The sequence below is a fragment of the Burkholderia sp. 3C genome (assembly GCF_054589155.1).
This window is the reverse complement of sequence record NZ_BAAILN010000120.1, coordinates 44,240-44,533: the sequence shown is the minus strand read 5'-3', so window position 1 is coordinate 44,533 and position 294 is coordinate 44,240. Positions and strand designations below refer to the sequence as shown.

Annotated in this window: 1 pseudogene; it reads right to left on the bottom strand. The window is 76.9% G+C overall.

Annotated features, from left to right (window positions below):
* Positions 1–294, bottom strand: a pseudogene (locus tag ACYP33_RS24235) (hypothetical protein); the annotation flags it as partial.

Here is a 294-nt window from a genome sequence, read left to right as displayed (position 1 = left end):
CCGGCGCGCCGGCGGCGCATCGGGGCGGCGTGCCGATGCGAGCATCGGCGCATACGAGCGGGCCGGTGCGCCTTGCGGCGCGGCTGCGGCCGGTACGTCGGCTGCCGCGGACGGCAGCGGCACGAATTCGTTGGCGTTGCTCGGCGGCTCCTGCGGGTTGGCCGCGTTGCGCGCGCTCTTGGTGTTGCGTGCGCCGTGGGCGCGGTTGCCGGCGTTGCCGCTGTTGCGGCCGGCCGTGGCCGGTGCGTTGCCGGTAGCCGTTGCATCGGCGGCGGTGTTGGCGTCGGGCGTGCC